Genomic DNA, 15264 nt, shown 5'->3' with positions numbered 1-15264 from the left:
CGAGGACGCCGGCACCGACGGGATCCCCCACGTGCATGGGGACGGCAGCGCTTCGAGGCGAGCGCTGGTGCCCACGTCCGGATCACCCCCACGTGCATGGGACGGCGTGCTGTGCCTCGGCGCGGGCCTCGGCGGCGAGGGATCACCCCCACGTGCATGGGGACGGCAGCGCTTCGAGGCGAGCGCTGGTGCCCACGTCCGGATTACCCCCACGTGCATGGGGACGGCACCGGAGTGCTCACCGCCGACGTCATGGCGGTGGGATCACCCCCACGTGCATGGGGACGGCGTCGCCAGGCGCCCGACGTCCTCCGCCGAGACGGGATCACCCCCACGTGCATGGGGACGGTCTCCACGTGGGAGGCGGGCACCGCGTCGCCCTCGGATCACCCCCACGTGCATGGGGACGGCCTCGGCTTCACCTCCGGGCAGCTGCCGGGCGCCGGATCACCCCCACGTGCATGGGGACGGCGGGGCGACGCGCAGCAGCTGCGCATCGACCGACGGATCACCCCCACGTGCATGGGGACGGCGTCTTCGGGGACACCCCGCAGGGCCTGGCCGCCGGATCACCCCCACGTGCATGGGGACGGCCTGCTCGCCTTCGGCCGCATCGCCGAGCTGACCGGATCACCCCCACGTGCATGGGGACGGCGATCCGGAGATGTGGGTCCTGGCCTCCGGGCTGGGATCACCCCCACGTGCATGGGGACGGCTCCACCGGCACGGGCGGGTAGAGGGTGACGGTCGGATCACCCCCACGTGCATGGGGACGGCCTTGCGCAGGTCGTGGCGGGTGGTGACGGCGTCGGATCACCCCCACGTGCATGGGGACGGCACCTCCCAGCAGACGGACCTGGACGTGTTCTGGGGATCACCCCCACGTGCATGGGGACGGCAGCGCTTTCGTGTGGGCCTTGCGTGCATCGCCCGGATTACCCCCACGTGCATGGGGACGGCACCGGAGTGCTCACCGCCGACGTCATGGCGGTGGGATCACCCCCACGTGCATGGGGACGGCGCCGCCCGCACCTACGAGGACGTGCCGTACTCCGGATCACCCCCACGTGCATGGGGACGGCCGGGTCCGCGTCAACGACGCCGGAGCCTCCGGGGGATCACCCCTACGTGCATGGGGACGGCGACGGCACCGCGAACGGCATCGGGAACCTCGCGGGATCACCCCCACGTGCATGGGGACGGCACCGCCGGGTCCGGGGACTTCCCGACCGACGCGGGATCACCCCCACGTGCATGGGGACGGCTTCGGGATCACCATCTCTGGAGCGCCGGTGCCGGGATCACCCCCACGTGCATGGGGACGGCTACCGGGATATCGGGGTGGACGCGGTCGCCGCGGGATCACCCCCACGTGCATGGGGACGGCAGCCGGAACGCCTTGTCCGATAGGGCTTCAACCGGATCACCCCCACGTGCATGGGGACGGCGCACGGACGCGCTCGATGCGCTCGTGGACCGTCGGATCACCCCCACGTGCATGGGGACGGCTGTCGGGTATGTGCGTATCGCTCGATCGAACTGGGATCACCCCCACGTGCATGGGGACGGCAGATGCTGCCTTACGCAGGTGTCGAGTACGCCGGGATCACCCCCACGTGCATGGGGACGGCACCACCTTGCCCGTAGCCGGGTCCAGATCCGCCGGATCACCCCCACGTGCATGGGGACGGCCGCTAACCGGCGGGCGGCGCGGCGCGCATCCGGAGGATCACCCCCACGTGCATGGGGACGGCGTCATCCAGCTCGCCCTCGGCGCGATGGAGTTGGGATCACCCCCACGTGCATGGGGACGGCGCGTCGCGGCCCGCCCAGGGCGCGGCAGCTAGGGGATCACCCCCACGTGCATGGGGACGGCGAGGGGGTGTCGTCCTCTCGGGGCGGGAGCGGTGGATCACCCCCACGTGCATGGGGACGGCGGCGGATGCGGTCGTCGTCCTCGATGATCAGCAGGATCACCCCCACGTGCATGGGGACGGCTGGACCGGGCGGACCAAGAACGGGTACGGCGAGGGATCACCCCCACGTGCATGGGGACGGCCAGGACGACGTGCGCTCGATCCTGTGGGGCGTCGGATCACCCCCACGTGCATGGGGACGGCGGCTGCTGGCGGGTGATGGAGGTCGACCTCACCGGATCACCCCCACGTGCATGGGGACGGCATCGTCGCCACCGCGACCGCCGTGACCGTGACGGGATCACCCCCACGTGCATGGGGACGGCCTTCCCGCGGCCGGGTTCGTGCGCGTCTACCGCGGATCACCCCCACGTGCATGGGGACGGCGGCGGCGTCCTGGATCCACTCTTGGATCTCGTCGGATCACCCCCACGTGCATGGGGACGGCCCCTCCTCGGACGGCAGCGGGGTGTGGCGCTCGGGATCACCCCCACGTGCATGGGGACGGCCCTGCGCGCCCGTCGCCAGGCCGGTGAAGTTGCGGATCACCCCCACGTGCATGGGGACGGCTTCCTGGTGGGATGGGTGGCCTTCGCCGTGTGGGGATCACCCCCACGTGCATGGGGACGGCAGCGCCGGCTGCCACACCCGCGCGAAGAACGTGGGATCACCCCCACGTGCATGGGGACGGCGCGAGGCTGATCCGCGCGCCGGCGTCGTCGTACAGGGGATCACCCCCACGTGCATGGGGACGGCACCACGTCGAACTCGCAGCTGGTCCAGCACCCCGGATCACCCCCACGTGCATGGGGACGGCCCTTGTTGACCTGCGGCGTTGCGTTGGCAGGGTCCGTTCTAGCTTCACTTTGGTGTTGTAGGCCCGGAGTGCAGCGGGCTGCACTGATCGTACTGTCGGACGGGTCGGGCATCCTCCGTGCATGCCGATCAGGAAGCACCGCCCGCCCCCGCCGTCGGGAGCGGCCGGTGCGGCGGCGACATTCGTACCGGGGCTGGTGTGGGGCAAGCAGCGTGGCTTGGCCGGTGGGCGGGTCTACCCGCTGGAGGCGCACCTGCTGGACGTGGCCGCGGCGGCGGGTCTGATGATCGATGAGGTCCTGACGTCCTCGCAGCGGGAGGTCCTCGCTCGGACGGGGCTGACAGCGGCGGAGGTCCGGGGCCTCGTGCAAGTGGTCGCGGCGTGGCATGACGTGGGGAAGGCCGTGCCCGCCTTTCAGGCGCTGTCCGCATCCGCGTTCACGGCGTTGACCGGGCAGGCGCCGGGCCCGGTCCTGCCGCATTACTTGGTCGGGCACGCGTCAGCGGGATTCGCGCACCTGGTCGGTCGGTTCGTCGCGGACGGACTGCTGGCTCGGGCGCCGCAGGTCGGGTGGCGGCTGGGGCAGGTCGTGGGCGGTCATCACGGGGTCTTCCCGCGCCCGGAGGCAATGACGTCGGACGGGCTCGGATCCGGGACGTGGGAGCCCCGCCTGGAGGGTTGGCACGAGGACCAGGTCGGGCGCTGGCGGGCGACTCGCGAGGCGCTCCTGGAGCGGGTCGAGACCGTCCTGCTCGGACGCCGATGGATGGGTGCGGACCTGGCGCGTATGCCGGTGGAGGTCGCGTCCCTGCTGACCGGGGTCGTGATCACCGCGGACTGGCTGATGTCGCAGGTAGACGTCATCCAGGCCGCCCTCGCCATGCTGCCGTTGAATCCGGCTGACCTGGGTCGTGCTGAGCTGGCGCGGCACTACGCCGCCGCTGAAGGACGTGCGCGGCGGGCATTGACGGACTCGGGGCTTGCTGGGCCGCGGTTGCGCCGCCGTCCGTTCACGACTCACTTCTCTGGGTTCATCCCGCGGGGGCCGCAAGTGACCGCGGCCGAGGTTCTCCCGGGCCTGGTGCGTGGTCCGGGGATCTTCGTGGTGATGGCGCCGACCGGGGACGGGAAGACCGAGGCGGCGTTACATGCCGCGGCGGTGTTGGGCGAGGCGTCCGGGGCGAGCGGAGTTCACCTCGCGCTGCCGACGATGGCGACCACGGACGCGATGTACTTGCGGACGCGGGAGTTCATCGCCTCAGCGTTCGAGGAGCCGACACGGTTGTCGCTGATGCACTCCCTCGCGTCGTTGAACGAAGAGTATGTCGCCACCACGCGCCCCACGCAGGCGCCGGACTCCGCCGTTGGTGCGCAGGACGAGTTCGCGATGCTGGACGACTGCGACTCCGCCGCGTCGAGCGACGGAGTGGCGGGGACTGGACACGGGTCCGATCACAGTGGTGGGCGGGTGGAGGTGACCACGTGGATGAGTGGTGCCAAGCGCGCAGGCTTGGCGCCCAACGCGGTCGGCACCATCGACCAGCTGCTGGCGATGGGGTTGCGCGGCAAGTGGCAGCCGCTGAGGCTGCTCGGGGTCAGCCGCAAGGTCGTCATCGTGGATGAGGCGCATTCCTACGACGCCTACATGCAGGCTCTGCTGCACCGGGTGCTGGCCTGGCTCGGGGCGGCCGGGGTGCCGGTGGTGCTGCTGTCGGCGACCTTGTCCGGGCGGTTGGCGCGGTCGCTCGTGGACGCCTACGCCGACGGGGCGGGCATCCGCTTGGACCCAGACCGGACGGTGCCGTCCTATCCGGGGTGGATGTACTTCGACATCACCCGCCAGGTTGCGTCGAGCGGGTCGATTCCAGTGACCGACCGTTCCACGACCGTCAGTGTCGCCGTGGGCAGGTACCCGGTCGACCAGCGCGGGAACGTCGACGGCTTGGTCGAGGCCGTCGTGGCTCGGGTCGGCCCGGTCGCGCGGGGCAAGGCGGACGGGAACATCCTCGTCGTCTGCAACACCGTGGCCGCCGCGGTCGCGGTCTACGACGCCCTGACCGAAGTCGTGCAGGAGGTCGCGCCGGAGTCGGGGACGCCGGTGCGCCTGATGCACTCCCGCTTCCCCGTCAAAGACCGGGTCCGGCACGCCGCCGAGGTGAACCGGCTGTACGGCAAGCACTCGCGCACCACCCCTTGCTGTGGTGCCGCGCCGCGGCCGGTGCGTTCGATCCTGGTCGCGACCCAGGTCGTCGAGCAGTCCCTGGACCTGGACATGGACGCGGTCGTGACCGACCTGGCGCCGATGGCGATGCTGCTTCAACGCGCCGGACGTTGCCACCGGCACGCCGTCTACGCGCCCACGCCGGACGCCGCGTTCATCCCGGTGACCCGGCCCGTCAAGTACGAGTCACCATCACTGACCGTGTTCGCGGGGATCGACGCCGACGGGCAGAACCTGGCCGACCGGGACTGCGCGCCGTACGACCAAATCCTTTTAACCCGTAGCTACCAGGTTCTGACCAAGCACCTGGCGGCGCACCGGGCCGGGGTGCGGATTCCGGAGGACGTTCAGGAGCTCATCGACGCGGTTTACGACGCTGACTTCGCGACCGACCTGGACATCCTGGCCGAGCAGGACCGCCAGGCGTCGAGCAGTGCGAGTACACGTGAGCAGCAGATGCGCGCCGCCGCGCACATCGCCATGGTTCCGCATCCGCGTGCGGTGCAGGACTTAGCCGAGATGACCTCGCCGGAGGACGCCGACACCGCCTTGGGCTTATTCACCGCCCGGTACGAGATGGAAACGGTCACCGTCCTCCCCATCTGGTCGACTGGGTCGACCTGGTGGCTCGATCAAGCGTGCAACGTGGCCCTACCCACTGCCGGGGACGCTGCGCGAGGCCGATTCGCCCCCGAACAGGTCCGCACGGTCGTCGAGCACACGATCACCGTGCCGTCCACCGGCGGCTGGGTCGGGCGCGTCGCCGCCTGGCAGGAAGCGCTGCGGCCCACCGCGTGGGCATCGGATCAGCGACTACGAGACGTCCTCGTCGTGCCGTTCACCACCGATCCCGAGACCAGCGGCAGCAGGGCCGCCGTCCACGACCGAATGACGTTCCACCTGCACCATGACCGCGGCCTGACCATGCACTACTCACCCCCAGGAGCACCGTGACCTCGTTCCACCTGGACACCGACCCGTGGCTCCCGGTGACCCTTGTGGACGGCATCCCCCAGCGGGTCAGCCTGCGTGAGGTGTTCGTCCGCGCGCACGAGATCGCCACGGTGACGATGGCGTCTCCGCCCGGTCAGGCCAGCCTGTTGCGGATCCTCACCGCGCTGGCCTACCGGATTACTGGCCTGGACGACCCGGCCGTCGGCGTGGATGACTGGCACGCTGCGCGCAACGCCGCGCTGACGGCGGGCCGGTTCGACCCGGCGCGGGTGGCGACGTACTTCACCCGGTGGCACGCGCGGTTCGATTTGTTCGACGCCGACCGACCCTGGCGTCAGGAGCCGCGCCTGGCCGGGGAGTGCGATGACGTCAAGGGCATGAACGCGCTCATTCCGAACCGTCCCTCGGGAAACGGGCACACTCTCTTCTCGCCGTTCCACGACGCAGCGCCGGGCACCGCGACCATCGCCGAGGCAGTTGAAGCGCTCCTCGTGCGCCAGTTCTACGGCCCGAACGGCACGACCCAGTCGCGGGCTCTGCCCGGCAAGGCATCCTCGAAGCACTTCACCTACACCGGACCGCTGCGCGCTCGGGTGTCCTACCACCCGCTCGGGGTGAGCCTGTTCGAGACGCTGCTGGCGCACCTGGTGCCCCCGGTGACCGTCCACCTCGGGTCAGGCCCGGACCTGGCCGAGTGGGAGACCGACACACTGCCGGATCCGGACGGGGTCAAGCCGTCCCCGATGGGGATCATCGGCCTGCTCGCCAACGACTCCGGGCACGCTCTTTTGCTGATACCTGGCGTCGATCAGCGCGGCCAGGTCGCCGTAACCGGTGGGTACTTCACGTGGCGGTTCGCCGACAAGACGGCGGGCAACCTCGTCGGATGGGACCCGTACCTGTCGTACAAGCAGGAGAAGAAGGATCGGATCGCGCGTCCCGCCAGCTTGGATCGGGATTTGTGGCGAGACTTGCCCGCGCTCCTCGCCTCAGCGCAGGGCGCGGTTCGTGACCCCGCGGAGTACCAGCAGCCGCAGGTCGCTGTGGCGTTGGCCGGGTTGCCTCCGGCAGTGCTCAAGCGAGTCCGGATCGCTGCCTACGCCTTCGTCCAGCACCCCTTCCAAGCCATCGATCACGACTGGATGGAGGCGATGTATCCGCAAGTGTTCGAGTCCGCGGCGGCCAACCCCGAGGACGCGAGCGCGCACGAATACCGCACCGCGGTCCCGGGCTGGGTGGCCGCCGCCGAAAGGGAGTTCGCGGTCCTCTCCGACGCCCTCTACCGGGCGCTGCGCGATGCCCGCAGCCTCGACCCCAAGGGCAAGGCTGCGCGGGCCTGGGCGCAAGCTGGCACCGGTCTGTACTGGCAGCGCGCTTACGCGGTCTTCGACCGGGCGTTGAGTGCCCCCGGTGGTGCAGCGTTCGCCAAGACCGTCGCCGACGCCCCAGTGCTGCTGCGCCGGATCAGCGTCGACCTCTACGACCAGCTCACCCGGCCGGTGCAGGACCCGCGTGGCCTGCGCGCCGTGATTAGGCACCGCCCAATGCCCCGCCCGTCGCTGCGCCAGGTGCCACCGGTGGGCTCGTCGATCAGCCTTTCTGCTGCCGTTGACGACACCATCCAGGGAGACACTGCTGATGAGTGACCCGACCCCGCAGAGCCAGCCGTCACCCTCCGCGCGGCCGCCCGGTTTCGCCGAGGACTTCGTCGCCTACCTGCGCCGGGTGTGCATGGATCCCGGGGCGCGCGCCGCGCTCCGCCGAGCCGCGCGCCGCCGCCCCGCGGAGGCGATCACCGCTCACCGGTACCTGGCGGCCTGGGTCGGGGAGAGCAGCAGCGCGCACCGGGAGGCGGTGCTGTACCAGACGGCCGCGTGGGTGGCTACCTACGACCGCGCACCACACACCGACGGTTCGCGGGGATCGCGGCTCGGGCAGGCGCTGGCGGCAGCTGTGCGCGGTGGTGGCGGAACGCGGATCGCGGAGACCTCGGCCGAGACCCGGCTGATGGCGGCTGGGCGCGCCCCCGGCGACGCGCTGCTCTACCAGCACCTACCGCAGATCCTCAGCGCCGTGACGGCCGCAGGCCAGCGGATCGACTTCGCCGCCCTGACCCGGGACCTGTTCCGTTGGCCGACCCGGTCGGCGGAGATCAGCAAGCGGTGGATGAGCGACTTCTACCGCGACCTGCAGCCCGCTGACCTCAACGCCCCAGTGACGGCCTCCACCACGGTCACCTCGGGCTGACCTCCTCACTCCGGCCCGCTTCGCCAACACCGACGACATCGACCAGATAGGGATTCTCGCCGTGACCGCTCGCTACATCGACATCCACGTCCTCCAGACCGTTCCGTTCAGCAACCTCAACCGGGACGACCTGGGCTCGCCGAAGGCCCTCACCTACGGCGCGGTGCAGCGGCTGCGAGTGTCCAGCCAGTGCTGGAAGCGCGCCACGCGCGAGCACATGCAGCGGGCACTGCAGGGCCACGCCCGCTACGACCGGGCGATCAGGACCCGCCGGCCGTTCGACATCCTCACCACCCACCTCACCGACGCCGGATGGTCGCGCGAGGACGCCACCCACGCCGCCGAGGTCGTCTTCGCCCCTTACAAGGACGCCCAGGACGCCAGCGGTGACGCCGCGGACGGCGAGGTGACCGGCAGCACGGTTTCCTCCGCGAACGTGCTGCTGTTCCTCACCGAGTCCCAGTACGCCGACCTCGCAGCGATCGTCACTACGCACAGGGGCGAGGTCCTCCAAGCCGTGGCCGCCAAGGGCAGGCCCAGCAAGAAGGACGGCCCCGAACTCAAGAAGATCCGTGCAGCCCTCAGCGAGGTGATCAAGAGTCCCCGTGGCCTGGTCACCGTGTTCGGCCGGATGATCGCCGCACTGCCGACCGCGAACGTCGAAGGCGGTGTGCAGGTCGCCCATGCCTTCACCGTCCACCAGGCCGCGGCGGAGTTCGACTACTTCACCGCAGTGGACGACTACACCCAGGACGAGAACACCGGCGCCGGGCACCTAGGCGCGGCCGAGTTCGCGACCGGCACCTTCTACCGCTACGCCACCGTGGATCTGGAGCACTTGACCACCAACACCGGCGACCCCGCGCTCGCCCACGACTTAGCCGCCCAGTTCATCTCCTCCTTCGTCTCCTCCCTGCCCTCCGGCAAGAGCACGGCCACCGCACCGAACACCCGACCCAACCTGGTCGTGGTGCAGGTGCGCGAGGACCAGCCGCTGTCCTACGCCGCCGCGTTCGAGCGTGCCGTCACCTACGACGGACAGGGCTACCTGCTGCCTGCGGTGCACCTGCTGACCGAGCACGCCACCTTGATCGCTGATGCCTACGGGGACAGTCCGGTCTGGTCTGGGCACCTCAATGCGGTGACCACCGACCCGGACCAGGTCAAGGCCCTGAACGCGGCGTTCGGGGACCGGGTCAGCGGCGGCCCCGGCGCTTTGGCCACCGCCGCGCTCGCCTCCTGCGACCTGGCCGCGTTGGTCCGGGAGCCGGTGGCGTGAGCACTCTAGTCCTCATTCTCAGCGCTCCGATGCAGTCCTGGGGTGCGCGGGCGGCGTTCACCGAACGCGACACCATGGCCCATCCGACTCGCTCCGGAGTCGTCGGGCTGCTGGCCAGTACGCTCGGCCAGGCGCGTGAGGAGGACCTGTCCTGGGCGGATGGGCTGACCATCCATGTGCGCGCCGACGCCCCAGGTCAGGTGATGACCGACTTCCACATGGTCGGCGGCGGGTATCCGGAGCACCGGGCCCTGGTCAACGCCGCAGGCAGGACGCGCAAGCAAGCGGGCGCACTGTCCCCGGCGCTGACCCACCGCCGGTACCTGGCCGACGCCACCTTCGTGGTCACCATCACCGGTGACGACCACCTGATCGACCGGCTCTCGGCGGCGGTCCGGCGCCCGCGCTGGCCGCCGTTCCTCGGTCGCAGGTCCTGCCCACCGGCCCTGCCGCTCCTGCTCGGCACTACGCCAGTGCCTGGGGAGGAGGTCCTGCACCGGCTCCCGGCCTACGCCCCTGCTCTCGCCCCGGCCCCTGCGCGACAGGGCGCTCGGGTGGAGGACGACTCCGACTGGTTCGCCGCGATCGCCGCGATCGAGCGGGACCGCGACGCTGCGGTGGACGCGGGCGCGCCGTGCGTGGAACGGACTGTGTACCTGGACGGCGTCGCCGCGGCCGAAACCTACACCGAGGTCCGGGACGTACCGGTGTCCTTCGACCCGACCCTCCGCACCTTCACCTCCCGGCGCCTCGGCATGGCCACAGCGACTGTTCCGACAGCCGGGGTCGGTCTGCCCGGATGGCGCGCGCTGCACCGCGCAGTGGCCGCCCTCGCCTGACATCTCGCTGTTCGACCAAGCTGTTCACGGAGATCCGATGACCACGTTGATCCAGTTGACGCTCAACCCCCGCCACCGCGCCGTCCAGCACGACTTGGCCGACGCCCACGCGCTGCACCAGCGCGTGATGAGTCTGCTCCCGGACGGGCTCGGCCCGGATCCGCGCGCCTCGACCCGAACTCTGTTCCGGATCGAGGACACCTCCACCGGGCCCCGCCTGCTCATCCAGACCGGCGGCGAGGCCATCTACGAACGCCTGCCCGACGGCTACTGCTCCTCCGTTCGCTCTTTGTCCATGACCCAATTCTTCGCGGCGCTCACCCTGGGACGGCTAGTGCGCTACTCACTGACCGCCAGCCCGGCCAAACGCGCAGCTGTCGGTGAGCTCAAGGGCAAGCGCGTCGCTCTGATCGCCTACAACGACGTCCATGCTTGGTGGCAGCGCAAGGCCACGGCCGCAGGCCTGGACCTGACTGGTCAGCTGGTGCAGATCACCCCGGCACCCGGGATCGATGGTGCCCGCCCACAGGCGCCTCGGGGCCAGCGGATCACGCACCGGGCGCAGCGCATCGAGGGGCTCGCGATAGTGCAAGACCTGGACCTACTGCTCACAGCTGTGCGGACGGGCATCGGCCCTGGCAAGGCGTACGGCCTGGGTCTACTCAGCGTCATCCCCGTTGGTACGCCGTGACCCAAGCCATGGTGGCCGTAGTCGGACGTCATTACGGCTCCTCACATATGTGAGGGGATCGGTAGTCCGCTGCCGTCCGGGGGATGGTGATGGAGGACCATGCCCTGCTGCACGACAAAGCCCCCGCCGACCTAGGAAGGGGTCGACGGGGGCCCGACGAAGTAATCGCTACCCCCGTGCGATGGTCAAGCTCATCTCATGAGCGCGGTACAAACCACGCCCTTGCGACACCGGGGACTAGTAGTGACCTTCATCACCCATCGTCCATCGTCGGCATCACTGCTCAGGAACAGATCCCTCGCGGTTGCCACAGGTGGCGAGCGCGACTCCTAGATGTCGTAGTACATCTCGAACTCGTGGGGGTGCGGACGGAAGCGGATCGGGTCGATCTCCTTCGTCCGCTTGTACTCGATCCACGTCTCGATGAGGTCGTCGGTGAACACGCCGCCCTCGGTGAGGTAGGCGTGGTCCTCCTCGAGCGCGTCGAGCACCGCGCCGAGGGAGCCCGGCACCTGCCTGATGCTCGCGTGCTCCTCCGGCGGGAGCTCGTAGAGGTCCTTGTCGATCGGCTCCGGCGGCTCGATGCGGTTCTGGATGCCGTTCAGGCCCGCCATGAGCATCGCCGAGAACGCCAGGTACGGGTTCGACGACGGGTCGGGCACGCGGAACTCGATGCGCTTGGCCTTCGGGTTCGTCCCCGTGATCGGGATGCGCACGCAGGCGGAGCGGTTGCGCGCCGAGTACACGAGGTTCACCGGCGCCTCGTAGCCGGGCACCAGGCGGTGGTAGCTGTTCACCGTCGGGTTGGTGAAGGCCAGCAGGCTCGGGGCGTGGTGCAGCAGGCCGCCGATGTACCAGCGGGCGGTGTCTGAGAGGCCGCCGTAGCCGGACTCGTCGTAGAACAGCGGCTCGCCGTCGCGCCACAGCGACTGGTGCACGTGCATGCCGGAGCCGTTGTCGCCGAACAGCGGCTTGGGCATGAAGGTGACGGTCTTGCCCGCCTGCCACGCCACGTTCTTGATGATGTACTTGAAGAGCATGACCTTGTCCGCGGACTTGGCCATCGTGTCAAAGCGGTAGTTGATCTCCGCCTGCCCGGCGGTGCCGACCTCGTGGTGCGCGCGCTCGACCTCCAGGCCCTGGGCATCCAGCGCGAGGGTCATCTGGTCGCGCAGGTCGGCGTAGTGGTCGGTCGGCGGCACGGGGAAGTACCCGCCCTTGTACGGGGTCTTGTACCCGCGGTTGCCGCCCTCCTCCACGCGGCCGGTGTTCCACGCGGCCTCGATGGAGTCGATGTGGTAGTACGACTCGCTCTGGGAGGTTTGGAAGCGGACGTCGTCGAAGATGTAGAACTCCGCCTCGGGGGCGAAGAAGGCGGTGTCGGCGATGCCGGTGGACTGCAGGTAGGCCTCGGCCTTGGCGGCCACCTGGCGGGGGTCGCGGCTGTAGGGGTCGTTCGTGATCGGGTCGACGATGCTCATGTTGATGTTGAGCGTCTTCTCCGAGCGGAACGGGTCGACGTAGGCGGTGTCGACGTCCGGCACCAGCTTCATGTCCGACTCGTTGATCGCCTGGAACCCGCGGATCGAGGAGCCGTCGAACATCTGGCCCTCGGTGAAGAAGCCGGCGTCCACCGTCGAGGCGGGGACGTTGAAGTGCTGCATCACCCCCGGGAGGTCGCAGAACCTCACGTCGACGAACTTGACGTCGTTGTCCTTGATGTAGGCCAGGACCTCGTCGGCGTCCTTGAACATCCATCCTCCAGGGAGGGCTCGGCGGCAGAGGGGTGTGCCGGTCGCTCGGGACGCTAGGCACCGGTGGTTTCCCGGCCGTCTCGGTCGGATTTCAGCCAGGTTACGGAGCGCGCGGGGCCAGCGCCGGGCCCCCGTACGCTCGTGGGTCGTGACCCTGGACCCCTCCGGAGACGACGACTGGCCCGGACGGCGCCTGGGGGCCCCGCCCACCGGTGCCGGCTCCCTGGCGCGGGTCGGGCGGCGGCTGGCCGCGATCGCCGTCGACTGGGCGGCGTCGATGCTGGTCTCGGCCGCCTTCTTCGACGGCGACCCGTGGGCGACGCTGGCTGTCTTCACAGTCGAGCAGGTCCTCCTCGTCGCCACCCTGGGCGCGGGATTCGGGCACCGCCTGCTGGGCCTGCGGGTGGTCCTGCTCGCGCCGCCGGGGCGGCCACCCGGCTGGGGGCCGGCGCTCGTGCGCGGGCTGCTGCTGGGGCTGGCGCTGCCGGCGCTGATCTGGGACCGCGACTCCCGCGGCCTGCACGACCGGTTCGCGGGCACGCTGCTGGTCCGCCGCTGACCCTGCGGTGGTCCTCCGCCCGTGATCATGGGCGAGGTGAGCGTGATCATGGGCCAGGTGCAGGTGCTCCTGGTCGCGGACTGCACCTGGCCCATGATCACGCGCGAGTTCGTGGCGCTCCGGGGCGGCGCGGTCAGGAGCGGGGGAAGCCCGACGTCAGGTCGACGGTGCTCGGCAGCGGGGGCGGCGCGAGCGCGACGGCGTCACCGGGCGGGGACGGGCGCGGACGGCGCGGCTCGCGCACCCCGGCGCCGCCGTCCCCGCGCCGCTGCGGGCCGGCGCCGGGGCGGCCGGGGCCCGCGGGCGTCCGGCGGAGCAGCAACCGGGCCAGCAGGCCCGGACGGCGCGCCATGCCCGACACCGAACATCCGCCGTCCGGTACGGGTCGAGGGCCAGGGTCCGGCGATCTGGGGTCTTCGGCTCGGCGCCGTCAGAGCCTGCCCGGCGCGCCGTTGCGGCCGGGGGTCAGGGTCACCAGCGCGGAGGCCGCGGCCGCCACCACGGCGGCGGTCAACCACTCGACGGTGTCGAAGACGTTCCCGGTGCTGCGGGTCTCGTCGGCGTGGGCCCCGGCCCGGTAGCTGGCTTCGACCCACACCGCGAGGAGGACCAGGGCGGCGACCCACAGCGCCCCCGCCAGCGGGGACCAGCGGTCGCGGAGCGTCATGAACAAGGGCGGCGCGACGAGCGCCAGGAGCGCGGAGACCGGCAGCGCCAGCAGCTGCAGCGCGAGCAGGACCTCCATCCCCGGATCGTGCCACGCCCGCGTGGCCGAGCTGCTCCGCTCCATCGCCCGCACGGGTGACGGAGCGGTCAGCGGCCGCGCGCGCCCTTGCGGTCCGGGCGCACGCGCGTCGGGTCGATGCCGCGCGGGATCGGCGGGCGCAGGCCGCCGAGGGCGCGCAGGCGCCGGACGACCTCGGCGACCTCCTGCTTGGTCAGCCCGCCCTTCAGGCGCATCACGCGCCGGGGCAGCGCGGACAGCGGCACCTGGCCCTCGCCGTCCCCGGCCTGCACCAGGTGCACCGGGACGTCGGGCAGGACGCGGGCGACCCGGCGGCGCTCGGCCTCGAGCAGCTTGCCGACCCGGTGGGCGGGGCCGTCGGAGACGAGCACCACGCCGGGGCGCCCCACGACGCGGAAGACGGCGTCGCGGGTGCGGGGGTCGATCGCCACGGGCTCGTCCTCGACGTGCCAGCCGCGGCGCAGCACGCGCAGCGCCGCGCCCGCGGCGCCCGGCTGGCCCGCGAGCTGCCCGTACGCCGCCCGCTCGGCGCGCCGCGCCAGGAAGAACAGCGCTGCCAGCAGCGCGAGCGGCAGGCCGAGGATCGTCGCGTAGATCGGGTGGCCCGTGGCGAACCCGATCGCCAGGGCGAGCCCGAGGACGAGCACGAACGCGCCGAGCACCCACCACGTGACGGCGGGATCGTGGGTGCGCGTCATGCGGTAGACGGCGCGCAGCTGGCTCAGCCGGCCCTGCTTGCTGGAGGAGGCGCCCCCGCCGCGTCGGCGCAGGAGGCCGCGGCGGGGGGACGGACCGGTGCTGCCGGACGCGGCGCCGACGGGCGTGGCGCCGCTGGAGCGGGTGCTGGGCGCGGCGCCGCGGGAGGGGGCGGGAGCGGGCCTGCGGGGCATGGCGTCCAGGGTACGGCTCAGCGCCCCGCCGTCACGGAGCGGCGGTCACCCGGGCAGGTCACCGGAAGAGGTCGCGCGGCAGCGGTCAGCGAGGCGCAGGCAGCAGGCTCGACGCCTCCTGGCGCGCGGGCCCGCTCTGCGCCAGGTGCGCGAGGTCGGCCGGGATCGCCTGCCCGCGGCGCTGCATGGCCTGCGCCCACAGGCGGCCCGCGCGGTAGGAGGAGCGCACCAGGGGCCCGGACAGCACCCCGGCGAAGCCGATCCGCTCCGCCTCCGCGGCCAGCGCCACGAACTCCTCCGGGCGCACCCACCGCGCCACCGGGTGGTGGCGCACGCTGGGGCGCAGGTACTG

General features: G+C 71.2%; 11 protein-coding genes, 1 pseudogene and 1 CRISPR repeat array. Of the genes and pseudogenes, 7 read left to right on the top strand and 5 right to left on the bottom strand.

What is annotated here, in order from left to right; translation table 11 throughout:
- Positions 1-18: 18 nt before the first annotated feature.
- Positions 19-2733: direct repeats of the CRISPR family, unit length 28 nt; unit sequence GGATCACCCCCACGTGCATGGGGACGGC.
- Positions 2734-2854: 121 nt separating this feature from the next.
- The 6 genes from BLS82_RS00060 to cas6e all read left to right on the top strand — a co-directional run bounded on the left by BLS82_RS00060 (position 2855) and on the right by cas6e (position 10964).
- Positions 2855-5908: a CRISPR-associated helicase/endonuclease Cas3 gene (locus BLS82_RS00060; protein WP_092860558.1), complete on the top strand. Its 3054-nt coding sequence runs from the start codon at positions 2855-2857 to the stop codon at positions 5906-5908.
- Positions 5905-7554 (top strand): type I-E CRISPR-associated protein Cse1/CasA, encoded by a 1650-nt coding sequence (gene casA / locus BLS82_RS00055; protein ID WP_092860556.1) that lies wholly within the window; start codon positions 5905-5907, stop codon positions 7552-7554. The genes BLS82_RS00060 and casA overlap by 4 nt, the downstream gene beginning before the upstream one ends.
- A complete protein-coding gene (gene casB / locus BLS82_RS00050) occupies positions 7547-8155 on the top strand; it encodes a type I-E CRISPR-associated protein Cse2/CasB (protein ID WP_092860554.1) in 609 nt (202 codons plus the stop codon). The genes casA and casB overlap by 8 nt, the downstream gene beginning before the upstream one ends.
- Before the next feature lie 61 nt (positions 8156-8216).
- The gene (gene cas7e / locus BLS82_RS00045) at positions 8217-9434 is read left to right on the top strand and encodes a type I-E CRISPR-associated protein Cas7/Cse4/CasC (RefSeq protein WP_176818847.1); all 1218 of its coding nucleotides are present in this window, start codon (positions 8217-8219) and stop codon (positions 9432-9434) included.
- The gene (gene cas5e / locus BLS82_RS00040; protein ID WP_092860550.1) at positions 9431-10273 is read left to right on the top strand and encodes a type I-E CRISPR-associated protein Cas5/CasD; all 843 of its coding nucleotides are present in this window, start codon (positions 9431-9433) and stop codon (positions 10271-10273) included. The genes cas7e and cas5e overlap by 4 nt, the downstream gene beginning before the upstream one ends.
- Positions 10274-10310: 37 nt before the next feature.
- Positions 10311-10964, top strand: coding sequence for a type I-E CRISPR-associated protein Cas6/Cse3/CasE (gene cas6e, locus BLS82_RS00035; RefSeq protein ID WP_092860548.1), 654 nt, complete (start codon positions 10311-10313; stop codon positions 10962-10964).
- Positions 10965-11293: 329 nt separating this feature from the next.
- Here cas6e and glnA read toward each other — a convergent pair whose 3' ends face one another.
- Positions 11294-12718 (bottom strand): type I glutamate--ammonia ligase, encoded by a 1425-nt coding sequence (gene glnA, locus BLS82_RS00030; protein WP_092860546.1) that lies wholly within the window; start codon positions 12716-12718, stop codon positions 11294-11296.
- Positions 12719-12866: 148 nt separating this feature from the next.
- Between glnA and BLS82_RS00025 the strand changes: the two genes are divergently transcribed.
- Positions 12867-13277, top strand: coding sequence for an RDD family protein (locus BLS82_RS00025; protein ID WP_092860544.1), 411 nt, complete (start codon positions 12867-12869; stop codon positions 13275-13277).
- A 133-nt stretch (positions 13278-13410) separates the two neighbouring features.
- Here BLS82_RS00025 and BLS82_RS00020 read toward each other — a convergent pair whose 3' ends face one another.
- The 4 genes and pseudogenes from BLS82_RS00020 to BLS82_RS00005 form a co-directional block, all read right to left on the bottom strand.
- Positions 13411-13638 carry a hypothetical protein gene (locus BLS82_RS00020; protein WP_092860542.1) on the bottom strand — a complete coding sequence of 76 codons (228 nt, stop codon included), beginning with the start codon at positions 13636-13638 and terminating at the stop codon, positions 13411-13413.
- A 69-nt stretch (positions 13639-13707) separates the two neighbouring features.
- On the bottom strand, positions 13708-14022 hold the full coding sequence (locus tag BLS82_RS00015; RefSeq protein WP_092860540.1) for a hypothetical protein: 315 nt from the start codon (positions 14020-14022) through the stop codon (positions 13708-13710).
- 68 nt (positions 14023-14090) lie between these two features.
- A complete protein-coding gene (locus BLS82_RS00010; RefSeq protein ID WP_092860538.1) occupies positions 14091-14912 on the bottom strand; it encodes a DUF4191 domain-containing protein in 822 nt (273 codons plus the stop codon).
- 85 nt (positions 14913-14997) lie between these two features.
- Positions 14998-15264, bottom strand: a pseudogene (locus BLS82_RS00005) (lipoyl synthase); the annotation flags it as partial.

The sequence above is a fragment of the Quadrisphaera sp. DSM 44207 genome (genome assembly GCF_900101335.1).
Lineage (GTDB): Bacteria > Actinomycetota > Actinomycetes > Actinomycetales > Quadrisphaeraceae > DSM-44207.
Note: the sequence above shows the minus strand (reverse complement) of the source record. Positions and strands in the feature narration are given on the sequence as shown.

Excerpts from the sequence above, each read along its gene's own strand:
- BLS82_RS00015 (WP_092860540.1), bottom strand. The coding sequence starts at position 14,022 with ATGGAGGTCCTGCTCGCGCTGCAGCTGCTGGCGCTGCCGGTCTCCGCG.
- casB (WP_092860554.1), top strand. The coding sequence starts at position 7,547 with ATGAGTGACCCGACCCCGCAGAGCCAGCCGTCACCCTCCGCGCGGCCG.
- cas6e (WP_092860548.1), top strand. The coding sequence starts at position 10,311 with ATGACCACGTTGATCCAGTTGACGCTCAACCCCCGCCACCGCGCCGTC.
- BLS82_RS00010 (WP_092860538.1), bottom strand. The coding sequence starts at position 14,912 with ATGCCCCGCAGGCCCGCTCCCGCCCCCTCCCGCGGCGCCGCGCCCAGC.
- BLS82_RS00060 (WP_092860558.1), top strand. The coding sequence starts at position 2,855 with ATGCCGATCAGGAAGCACCGCCCGCCCCCGCCGTCGGGAGCGGCCGGT.
- glnA (WP_092860546.1), bottom strand. The coding sequence starts at position 12,718 with ATGTTCAAGGACGCCGACGAGGTCCTGGCCTACATCAAGGACAACGAC.